This window comes from Pseudomonas sp. S2_H01, assembly GCF_054668305.1.
The window spans coordinates 1,779,727-1,790,622 of record NZ_CP162756.1 but is presented as its reverse complement, the minus strand read 5'-3'; the positions used below and the strand labels follow the sequence as shown (position 1 = coordinate 1,790,622).

Genomic DNA, 10,896 nt, shown 5'->3' with positions numbered 1-10,896 from the left:
GTTTTATAAGGATGTCCATGAAGGTTTTATTTCTGGTCCAGAAAGAGCAGCGCGCGATTCTGGATCGCCTCTATGAAGGCGTCGCTGCCAGTTGCGATTGCGACCTGCGCTGGTTGACCTCGGACGACCAGCGCCATTTGCGTCGTTACTTTCGCCAGCACGTCGACGTCACGAAATACGACCGTATCGTGTTCTTCCTGAGGTTCAAGCAGGAGATCCGTCAGGCGAGCTTCATTCGCACCGTCCCTAATCTGGTGATCCTCGAGCACGACGCCTACCAGAACTACATTCCGTGCAAGTACACCGGCAAGTTCAGCGCTCACTACCGCAAGCTGCCCTGGGTGCGCGTCATCAGCTCCGGGTTCATGGTCAGCGAACGTCTGCGCCAAGAAGGCTTCGACGCTGTTTTCGTCCCCAAGGGCTACGATCAGACGCTCCTGAGTGACCAGGGGCGCGAGCGTGACATCGAGCTGGCGTTCGTCGGCAGCACCAACAGCGTGGCTTACAGCGGGCGCAAGGCGTTGCTCGATGAGCTTGGCCAGGTGGAAAAACTGGTGGTGACCCGTACCAAGTCCGGCGAGGAATACTGTGACACGTTGAACCGGATCCGGTTTTTCGTCAGTGCCGATGTGGGCATGGGCGAATACATGATCAAGAATTTCGAGGCTATGGCGTGCGGCTGCGTGCTGTTTGCCTATGATCAGGGAGAGGCGGAAAACCGCGCGCTGGGTTTGCTGGACATGCACAACGTGGTTTTTTACAGCGACATCCCCCAGCTACAGGCGAAACTTGCGGCGCTGCGCAGTGATCCAAATCTGGCGCAGCGTATTGCGGTGAATGGTCGCGATCTGGCAGTGTCTCAGTTCGGCTTCGGCGCAATCGGTGCGCGGATTGTGCGCGAGCTTGAACCTGCGTTGCGCGAACAGGCCCCGCTGAGCTGGGTTGAGAGGCTGCGTGCAGCAATAGGGGTTTGACCGATTCAGTTAGTGATGGAAAAGAAGTACATTTCCCGGGCGTAATAGCCGTCGTTACGGCAGTATTCTGTTGGCGGGTTGTGTTGCATACAAACATTCGGATTCACCGTGCTCTGGTCGATCTGCCATACGGTTCGCCGCTGTGAACGCTGACTTACGCTGCTCTCCTGGGGGGCGCATTGGCTTTATCATTGATTGATTCTATCTGCAGGGATGTAGTGACCTTCCCGTCAAGGCGCGGTGCAAAATGAGCCTCGTGAACGTGATGTGGTCGAGCGGCGCGCCATTTTCGTCGGTGCACAAGGTGCATCATCAAATCGTTTCGCAGCTGGACCCGGGAATCGAAGTCAAAACCTGGTTTCTCAAGGGGCGGCAGGGTGCGGCTGCCACGCCAGGTGCGGCTATTCGTGAATGGGGGTTTTCCTCTCACCAATTGAAGGCGAGGCATTTTTGGCGCTTTCTCAAGCCGGTCCTCTACGTGCGCCTGCGCAAGGCCCTGATCGACTGTGACGCTCGGGTCGTGTTGCTCGACGGTCTGGGGGCTTCACGCGTGCTGCTTCCGGTCTTGAAAACCATGCCTCATATCAGGGCTGTGGTGGTGTTTCATGGCGCCACTCGCCTGAGCGAAGAGCAAAAGACACTCTTTCAGGATTTTCCTGCCGAGCGGCTGACATTGGCGGCCGTCTCCATGACCCTTGCCTCGTCACTCAAGCAGTCACTCGGGTTGCCCGTTCAGGCGCTTCGCAGCGCGCTCGATCCCGAGCTGTTTTGTCTGGAGCTGCAAGAACGTGAGCAGGCCCGTCGTCTGATGGACCTGCCCAGCAGCGGAGTGCGGGTCATGGGGGCCGTTGGACGGCTGGTCGCCGATAAAGGCTTCGATTATTTGCTCGACGCGTTTTCCCAAACGCTGACTCGCCATCCTGATCTGAAACTGGTCATCGTCGGAGAAGGGCCGGATCGTCGAGTCCTGGAAGGCAAGATTCGGCAGTTGAATCTGGCGGATAAAGTCTTTCTGCCGGGTCACAAGCCAGGCCTGGCGAAGCTGTATCGCGGATTCGATTGGGTCGTGATTCCATCGCGCGAAGAAGGCCTCGGGCTGGTTCTGCAGGAAGCGGTCATAGCCGGCGTTCCTGTGCTGTCCAGCGATCTCGAGGTTTTTCGTGAGCAACTGGGCGAGGCCGGGCGCTACGTCCCTGTCGCGGATGTGCCGGCGTGGGTCGCCGCCATCGATCAGTTTGCTGCACAGGAAAGCGAGAGCATATCGGCCTCTCAGTACCGCGCCCTGGCCCCGGAGCGGGTGTGGTTGCAATTCTGCAATGATTCCCGCGCCCTGCTTGCCCCGGATCGTCCCTAGCCTCATCAGGTGTTCAGCAGGGCGTGCTCCAGGTCCTGCAAGGGAAACTCGTCACCGAGGTTTTCTCGTTCGATGTAGCGGGCGAAATGCTGAACGTTGCGCTTCTTCAGGCTTTCCGAAAGGGGCGCCTTGAAAAAACGCATGTCGGCAACGTCGATCAGTCCCAGAGTCTTGTCTGGCGTGACCACGATATTGCCCAGATGCAACGAGCGGAAATAGACGCCTGAGCGGTGCAGTTCGCGGATCAACCCGATCAGCGCGGGAAGCGCCTGTGCCCAGCTGAATCCCGGGGCTTTTGCCAGTTGGCGAAGTGTTTCGCCTGGCAAGGGCTGGTACAGCACGGCGGTCATGCCCGGTTGCTCGAGTGCGTAGAAGTGAACGACCTTCAACGTCGGCACACCCAGTTTTTCAAGCTGTACAGCATTGTCGATAAAGCGTCTGGAGTACGGTCGTAGCAAGGCAGACGAAAACCAGCGTTTACGCCTGAAGAGTTTAAGGATATTGCCCCCCTGCAACCTGTACACTTTCGCGCCATAGCTGTCGGCTTCCAGCACTGAGGCGCCGACGATCATTTGGTCTAAAGCGGCTTTTGAGAGCCGAGAGCATTGCATCAGTAAAAAGCCTTATGGAAGTTGCGAACCGTTGAAGAGGCAATGATGCCCAAAAGCGAGCGCTTTAACCATGGTGGTCGGCTGGTCGAAATTGTTAGGGAGAAAAGATGCATTCAAGTCTCTGGGCGCGAACGTTGCTGTCCGTCGGATTTCTGTGGTTTGTGCTGGCCATTGGTTTCGCACCCGCCAATAAGGTGTACCAACAGGGTTTAGTGGTGTTTCTCTGGCTACCTACGATTATCCTGGCGTGGTCGGCTCGCAGTAACTTTCAAGCGTTTTTCCGCGCGCAGCGATTGCTATGCCTGCTTCTGGTTCTGTTCGCGATATGGGCAACCATCACCCTGTCCTGGAGTGCGACGAGCGAGCCGGACCGGGAGCTGAAGCGCGTTCTCTATATCGCCATTTTCATTCTGTTCTTTCCCGTTCTCGCCGTCGTTGGCCAGGAAAGGGTTGTTCGCTTGCTGCAGTGGAGCGGCGCAGGAATGGCGGTGGCGGCCCTGGTTTCGATCCTCAGGTTCTTTGTCTATCAACACAACCCGTGGATCGCCCGACTGGAAGGGATCGGTGAGTTAAGTCATCCGATCCTCGGTGCTTACGTGATTGGCGTCGGCGCAGTCTGGACGCTGCTTCTGCCGCCCCAAAAAAAGATCTTGCAGGCTTTCTGGCTGCTCGGGCTGTTGTTCTCGCTAGCCTTTGTGGTCATGTCTCAGAGCCGGGGTGCGGTGCTGGCGCTTTTCCTGACCGTCATCGTATTGCCCATCTGGTGGCGTGACCCTCGGGCCTGGACAGTCTCGGCTGCGGCGATTGTGGTGGGCATCGTCGGTTTCTGGTTGCTGGAACCTTTGATGGTCGCGCGCGGATCTTCTTACCGTCCCGAAATTTTTGCTTCAGCTGTCACAATGATCGGCGATCATCCGTGGACAGGCCTCGGCCTGGGCTCCGATTACAAGGTGCTGGCGAGCGGTATACGGTTCGATCATTCCCACAACCTGTTTACCCATGTCGCGATCGAGCTCGGGTTGCCGGGCATGTTGCTCTGGGCGGCCGTGTGGTTGACCGTGCTGTGGGAATGCTGGCGTGCCCGGGATACCGCCCTTGGTCGTTGCCTGATGGGCATCTGGGTGTTTTCCACGCTGGCGATGCAGTTTGACGCCGCAAGCCTGACCGGAACGCCAAGGGCCGAGTGGTTCATCAGTTGGCTGCCCATCGGTCTGGCCAGCGTTCTGGTATGGGCACGGGACGCGCGCCCGGCTGTGGTAAAATCCCGCGTTCAATTCAACCAGTGAGCTTTACGATGAGTGACAAAGGGTCCGATAGCGGACAGAGCTCCAGCCTGAAAATCTATCTTCGACTGTTGAACTACGTGAAGCCTTACGTGGGCATCTTTCTGCTCAGCATTGTGGGTTTCGTGATCTTTGCCTCCACCCAGCCCATGCTGGCGGGCATTCTCAAATATTTTGTCGACGGCCTGACCAACCCTGAAGCGGCCTTGTTCCCCAATGTGCCCTATCTCAGGGATCTGCAGCTACTGCAGGCCGTGCCGCTGCTGATCGTACTGATCGCGGCCTGGCAGGGTCTGGGGTCGTATCTGGGTAACTACTTCCTGGCCAAGGTCTCTCTGGGCCTGGTGCATGATTTGCGCGTCGAACTCTTCAACAAGCTGTTGGTTCTGCCGAACCGGTATTTCGATACGCACAACTCCGGGCATCTGATTTCCCGCATCACCTTCAACGTGACCATGGTCACGGGGGCTGCGACCGATGCGATCAAGGTCGTGATCCGCGAAGGCCTGACCATCGTGTTCCTGTTCCTGTATCTGGTGTGGATGAACTGGAAACTGACCATCGTCATGCTGGCGATCCTGCCCTTGATCGCGTTCATGGTCGGCAGCTCCAGCAAGAAGTTTCGCAAGCAGAGCAAGAAAATCCAGGTGGCGATGGGTGACGTGACCCACGTCGCGTCGGAAACCATTCAAGGCTATCGCGTCGTTCGCAGCTTTGGTGGCGAGAAGTACGAAGAAGAGCGCTTCGCCAAGGCCAGCACCAGCAACACCGACAAGCAACTGCGCATGACCAAGACCGGGGCGGTCTACACCCCCATGCTGCAACTGGTGATCTACACCGCCATGGCCGTGCTGATGTTCCTTGTTCTGTGGCTGAGGGGCGACGCATCCGCCGGTGATCTGGTGGCCTACATCACCGCAGCCGGTCTGCTGCCCAAACCGATTCGTCAGCTATCTGAAGTCAGCTCGACGATCCAGAAAGGCGTCGCGGGCGCCGAGAGCATTTTCGAACAGCTTGATGTCGAGCCGGAAGTCGATACCGGCACCATTGAGAGGGATCGGGTCGAGGGGCGTCTGGAAGTTCGCAACCTGAACTTCACTTACCCTGAAACCGAACGTCAGGTGCTGCACGACATCAGCTTCTCGGCGGCGCCGGGTCAGATGATCGCCCTGGTGGGGCGGTCCGGCAGTGGCAAGTCAACCCTGGCGAACCTGATTCCTCGCTTCTATCACCACACATCGGGGCAGATCCTGCTCGATGGTGTCGAGATCGAAGATTATCGCCTGCGTAATCTGCGCAGGCATGTTGCCCAGGTAAACCAGAACGTGACCCTGTTCAACGACAGCGTTGCCAACAACATCGCTTACGGCGATCTGGCCGGCGCGCCGCGTGCCGACATCGAGGCCGCTGCAGCCGACGCCTACGCGAAAGAGTTCGTCGAGCAGTTGCCAGAAGGCTTCGACACTCAGGTGGGCGAAAACGGTGTATTGCTTTCCGGTGGCCAACGTCAGCGTCTGGCCATTGCCCGCGCACTGCTGAAAAACGCGCCGTTGCTCATTCTGGACGAGGCGACGTCGGCGCTGGACACCGAGTCCGAGCGTCACATTCAGGCAGCGCTCGATCAGGTGATGAAAGGCCGTACCACGCTGGTGATCGCTCACCGGCTGTCGACCATCGAGCGTGCCGACATGATTCTGGTCATGGATCAGGGACGCATCGTCGAGCGTGGCACCCATTCTGAGTTGCTGGCACAGAACGGCTACTATGCTCGCCTTCACGCGATGGGACTGGACGAGCCGGCGCCGGTGGGCGCCGTTTAACGCGCGAGTTCAGCGACAGGCGCTATGAATGTGTGCCGGCTTGATTGTGAATGCGGTGGGTCAGCGGCGTCCATGGTGATTGAGCCACCGCCTTCGCTGCCCTCGTAACCTCGGACGTCTCCTACATAGACCGGGTTGATGCAGGAGCCCATGTCCAGACCTCGGGCCTGTGGGAGCTGTCTTGCCTCAAGCGGCTCTCACTGTGTTTTCTGCGCTTGCCGTTACATCGACTTTTCCCCAAGGCGTCAAGCCTTTGCAAACCCTGTGCTAAGATTCCGCCCCTGTTCATTCTTAGTTACGGGTTGTTCGATGAAGTTGTCCATGCCGCGTTTCGATCAGGCACCAGTTCTGGTAGTGGGCGATGTCATGCTCGACCGCTACTGGCATGGCGGTACCTCCAGGATTTCGCCTGAGGCCCCGGTGCCGGTGGTCAAGGTCGATCAGATCGAAGACCGCCCGGGCGGCGCCGCCAACGTTGCGTTGAACATCGCCGCACTGGGCGCGAAAGCGTCCCTCGTGGGCGTCACCGGCCAGGACGAGGCCGCCGAGAGCCTGAGCAACAGCCTTCAGGCCGCGGGCGTAACGGCGCGCTTTCAACGCATTGCCCACCAACCCACCATCGTCAAATTGCGGGTCATGAGCCGCCACCAGCAACTGCTGCGTATCGACTTCGAAGAACCGTTTGCCACCGACGCGCTGTCGTTGAGCCAAGAGGTGGATTCGCTGCTCGATGGCGTCAAGGTGCTGGTGCTGTCCGACTACGGCAAAGGCGCGTTGAAGAACCATCAGGTGTTGATCAAAGCGGCGCGCGACCGTGGTATTCCTGTGCTGGCCGATCCGAAAGGCAAGGATTTTGCGATCTATCGTGGCGCCAGCGTCATCACGCCAAACCTCAGCGAATTTGAAGCCATCGTCGGGCATTGTGTCGATGAAGCCGAACTGGTCGCCAAAGGCGCACAACTGATGGCCGAGCTCGAACTGGGTGCCTTGTTGGTGACCCGTGGCGAGCACGGCATGACGCTGTTGCGTCCCGACCAGCCAGCGCTGCATTTGCCTGCGCGCGCTCGCGAAGTGTTCGACGTCACCGGTGCCGGTGACACGGTGATTTCCACCCTGGCGGCGGCCATTGCAGCGGGCGAAGAGTTGCCGCATGCCGTGGCGTTGGCCAACCTGGCGGCGGGTATCGTTGTCGGCAAGCTGGGTACGGCAGCCATCAGCGCTCCGGAACTGCGTCGCGCCATTCAACGCGCCGAAGGGTCTGAACGTGGCGTGCTGAGCCTGGATCAGTTGCTGCTGGCCATCGACGATGCGCGGGCGCACAACGAGAAGATCGTCTTCACCAACGGTTGCTTCGACATCCTGCATGCGGGCCATGTCACCTACCTCGAGCAGGCGCGGGCCCAAGGCGATCGTCTGATCGTCGCGGTCAACGACGATGCGTCCGTCAGTCGCCTCAAGGGCCCGGGCCGCCCGATCAACAGCGTGGACCGGCGAATGGCCGTTCTGGCGGGTCTGGGTGCGGTGGATTGGGTCATCAGCTTCCCTGAAGGCACGCCGGAGAATCTGCTCACTCACGTCAAGCCAGACGTGCTGGTCAAGGGCGGCGATTACGGTGTCGATCAGGTGGTTGGTGCCGAGATCGTCAAGGCGTATGGCGGGGAAGTGCGCGTACTGGGTCTGGTGGCAAACAGCTCAACCACGGCCATCGTCGAGAAAATCCGCGGGCAGTAATCAGGTCGCTTTGTTGTAGTAGCGCGCTTGCCCACGATTGAGCCAGGTCAGCCGACAAATGTATCCGGCCAAATAGCAATCGCGGGCAGGCGCGCTCCTACAGCTGAGCAAGGCCCGCGACGCTGGATCAAGTTTTATGCAGCTTCTGCCGCGCAATGCGCAGCAGCTGCTTGGCACCCACTTTCAGGCGACGCTTGATGCCGGTCTTCTTCGGCTTCGGCGGTGTCATTCCCTGTTGTAACAACCAGTCCTTCCAGCGAATGCGCTCGTCCCTCACCACCCAACCGTCCTGAGCTGCAAAGCTTTCGGCCAGATACAGGCCCCGAGTGCCCGCAGGGGAGAGCTTGTCGTTCTTGAGGGTGTAAAGCTCCGGCAGCGGCGAGCCGTTTTCCAGCGGCATCAGGTACAGATCCGGTTTGCTTCGGTTGAGCCGCGCCACCAGTTGGTCGTTTTCCAGCGCTTCGTCCACATGGAAGAGGCTCAGCGGGCGCGCCTCCTTCGGGACTTCCAGACGCATGTCGTAGATCAGTTGCAACGACGCGGTCGGCAAGTGAACGTAAGCGCGTGGGCGCTCGATCAACGTCATGCTGCCGCACCGTACAGGTCGTGCGGCGCCCGACAGCGGGCTCAAACGAAAGGGCATGGCTTCGCGATAATGAAGCGCTGCGGCATACGGCGCAGGCAGCCATGTATCGTTGAAACGCCCGCCGAGCCAGCCTTGCGGTGTTTCGATCAGGCATTCCTCGGCCACCTCCTGAATGGCCGTGTGCAGCGGCAGGTTCAGTTCATGCGCCGGGACGTACCCGGAGATCAATTTCAACACGACGTCGCCACGGTCCTGGCGACGCTGACGCACCAACACCCAGTAATCGCGATTCTGCCAGTTGAGGGTCAGCCGTACCGACACTCCGAGGTTGGCCAGTTCGGTGGAAAAACGCTCGCTGTTCTCCACCTCGATCTTGCGCCGACGCAGCAGGGTCTGGGAGAAATTCAGCGGCATCCCGACGCTCTGGTAGCTCAGGCTCTCGGGAGTGGCTTCGACGAATAACGGCAGGGTTTTGAAGTTGCTGGGGTTTTTCCGAATCAGGGTTCTCGGCATATCGGCTCCTTCTTGCGTTGGGGTCGGCCGCCCGGATCAGGCTCGACGGCGAATCACTTCAGCGGCAGTTGCCACGTTATGGGCCAGATGCAGTGGATTGATGGTCCCGACGATAGCACCGGTGACGCCAGGATGCTCAAACAGCAGCTCGAAACTGGCCTGCACTGGATCGACACCGGGACTGAGGCAAACGTGCCCGCTGGCCAACGCTTTTTTGATCAAAATCCCTTTATGGTGTGCAGCAGCGTAGTCGAGGACCGGTTTTTCGGCGTGTTCATTGAGGTTGTAGGTGACCATTGCGCAATCGCCGTCCTGCAACGCCAGCAGACCGCCCTCGACGGTTTTGCCTGAAAAACCGAAGCCACGAATTTTGCCTTCGCGTTTCAAGTCCGCCAGCGTTAGATAGACATCGCATTGATTCAGGACATGCAGGTCGTTGCCGTCGGAATGCACCAGCACCAGATCGATGAAGTCAGTCTCCAGGCGCTTGAGGCTGCGTTCCACCGAGAGGCGCGTGTGGGCGGCGGTGAAGTCGTGGCGCGACTGCCCCGCTTCGAACTCCTCGCCGACTTTGCTGACAATGACCCAGTCCTGACGCTGGCCGCGCAACAGCGGACCGAGGCGCTCTTCGCTGCGGCCGTAGGCGGGCGCGGTGTCGATCAGGTTGATGCCCAGATCCCGCGCCAGCTTGAGCAGCATCTGCGCTTCATGGTCGTCCGGGATCGTGAAGCCGTTGGGGTATTTGACGCCCTGATCGCGACCCAGCTTGACCGTCCCCAGCCCGATGGGGGAGACGTTGATGCCGAGGCTGCCCAACGGTCGATGCAGATCGTGCAAAGTTTTCATGGCAGCAGGACATCCCACACAGGTTTGGCGAGCGGCGGTCTTGGCAGATCCTTGTAAGGCGGTTGCGGGATCGGATGAATGTCGTCCCGCGACAGCGAGGCCAGCACACGATCAGCAAAGTCGGGCGCCAGCGCCAGCTTGGTCGGCCATCCCACCATCAGCCGACCCTGAGCATCCAGAAACGCATTGTCCGGGCGCACCAGGCCGGTTTGTTGAGGCTCGGCACGGTCCACGCGCAGCGTGGCGAACTGCGCCTGGCTGAGGTCGACCCAAGGCAGCAGATGGGCGAGTTCTTTTCTGGCCGCGGCGATTTGTTCGGCTGGATTTCGGGCAACGCCTTCCGCTTCGGAAATATCGCCGCCCAGGTACCAGACCCACTCGCCATTGGCCGCCGGGTGCGTGGTCACCGTGATCCTCGGCTTCGGGCCACCGCCCAGGCAGTGCGCGTACAGCGGTTTGAGCGTCGGGCCTTTGACCATGACCATGTGCAGCGGACGACGCTGCATGGCGGGATGATTAATGTTCAGCGCTTTGAGCAGGTCGGCGGTGCCTTCCCCTGCGCTCAGCACCACACGCTGCGCATGAATGTCGCGACCGTCGACGCGCAGGCCGACCAGTTCACCTTCGTGCAGCAGCGGCTCGATCTTTTCGCCAGCCAGCAAGCTGTCTCCGGCCAGTTCTGCAAGTCGTTCGATCAGGCTCGGGACATCGATCACCAGCTCCGCAAGGCGATAGACCTTGCCCTTGAAACGTGGGTCCTGAAGGGCGGGAGGCAAGTCGGTGCCTTTGACCTGATCGACACGGCCACGCACCGCCTTGCTGGCGAAGAAGCTGGTGAGGTTGCCGGCGATGGTGCCTGGCGACCAGAGATAGTGGGCTTCGGAAAGCAGTCGTACACCCGATAGGTTCAACTCACCCTTGCCGGACAAGGCTTCACGCCAGCGACGCGGCATGTCGGCGATGGCTTCGGAAGCGCCCGACAATGCCCCATGCAGTGCATATTTGGCGCCGCCGTGAATGATCCCCTGGGATTTGACCGTCTGCCCGCCGCCGAGGCTGGCGCTTTCCACCACGACGGTCGAGAAACCCTGACGACGCAGGCGGGCATTGAGCCAGAGACCGGCTACGCCTGCGCCGACAATCAGAACGTCAGTGGAAATGGCGGATGGCATGAGCAC

9 protein-coding genes are annotated in these 10,896 nt (G+C 59.7%); 5 read left to right on the top strand and 4 right to left on the bottom strand.

Annotated features, from left to right (window positions below; genetic code table 11):
- The first annotated feature begins 17 nt into the window (after positions 1–17).
- Both AB4N84_RS07920 and AB4N84_RS07915 read left to right on the top strand, forming a co-directional pair.
- The gene (locus AB4N84_RS07920) at positions 18–974 is read left to right on the top strand and encodes a glycosyltransferase family protein (protein WP_460045868.1); all 957 of its coding nucleotides are present in this window, start codon (positions 18–20) and stop codon (positions 972–974) included.
- A 247-nt stretch (positions 975–1,221) separates the two neighbouring features.
- A complete protein-coding gene (locus AB4N84_RS07915; RefSeq protein WP_460045867.1) occupies positions 1,222–2,328 on the top strand; it encodes a glycosyltransferase in 1,107 nt (368 codons plus the stop codon).
- A 5-nt stretch (positions 2,329–2,333) separates the two neighbouring features.
- On the opposite strand, the gene AB4N84_RS07910 is transcribed toward AB4N84_RS07915, so the two are convergent.
- Complete coding sequence (locus AB4N84_RS07910) at positions 2,334–2,939, bottom strand: BUD32 family EKC/KEOPS complex subunit (RefSeq protein ID WP_460045866.1); 606 nt, start codon at positions 2,937–2,939, stop codon at positions 2,334–2,336.
- A 134-nt stretch (positions 2,940–3,073) separates the two neighbouring features.
- Between AB4N84_RS07910 and AB4N84_RS07905 the strand changes: the two genes are divergently transcribed.
- The 3 genes from AB4N84_RS07905 (at position 3,074) to hldE (ending at position 7,773) form a co-directional block, all read left to right on the top strand.
- On the top strand, positions 3,074–4,225 hold the full coding sequence (locus AB4N84_RS07905) for an O-antigen ligase family protein (protein WP_460045865.1): 1,152 nt from the start codon (positions 3,074–3,076) through the stop codon (positions 4,223–4,225).
- Positions 4,226–4,233: 8 nt separating this feature from the next.
- Positions 4,234–6,042 carry a lipid A export permease/ATP-binding protein MsbA gene (msbA, locus tag AB4N84_RS07900; RefSeq protein WP_460045864.1) on the top strand — a complete coding sequence of 603 codons (1,809 nt, stop codon included), beginning with the start codon at positions 4,234–4,236 and terminating at the stop codon, positions 6,040–6,042.
- A gap of 309 nt (positions 6,043–6,351) precedes the next feature.
- A complete protein-coding gene (hldE, locus tag AB4N84_RS07895) occupies positions 6,352–7,773 on the top strand; it encodes a bifunctional D-glycero-beta-D-manno-heptose-7-phosphate kinase/D-glycero-beta-D-manno-heptose 1-phosphate adenylyltransferase HldE (protein WP_074751758.1) in 1,422 nt (473 codons plus the stop codon).
- A gap of 127 nt (positions 7,774–7,900) precedes the next feature.
- Here the strand turns inward: hldE and AB4N84_RS07890 are convergent, their stop codons facing one another.
- Genes AB4N84_RS07890 through AB4N84_RS07880 form a run of 3 tightly spaced genes read right to left on the bottom strand, consistent with a single transcriptional unit; the run spans position 7,901 to position 10,890 of the window.
- A complete protein-coding gene (locus AB4N84_RS07890) occupies positions 7,901–8,872 on the bottom strand; it encodes a metal ABC transporter ATPase (protein ID WP_074751760.1) in 972 nt (323 codons plus the stop codon).
- 36 nt (positions 8,873–8,908) lie between these two features.
- A complete protein-coding gene (locus AB4N84_RS07885) occupies positions 8,909–9,718 on the bottom strand; it encodes an aldo/keto reductase (RefSeq protein ID WP_074751762.1) in 810 nt (269 codons plus the stop codon).
- On the bottom strand, positions 9,715–10,890 hold the full coding sequence (locus AB4N84_RS07880; RefSeq protein WP_460045862.1) for an NAD(P)/FAD-dependent oxidoreductase: 1,176 nt from the start codon (positions 10,888–10,890) through the stop codon (positions 9,715–9,717). The genes AB4N84_RS07885 and AB4N84_RS07880 overlap by 4 nt, the downstream gene beginning before the upstream one ends.
- Between the last annotated feature and the right edge of the window lie 6 nt (positions 10,891–10,896).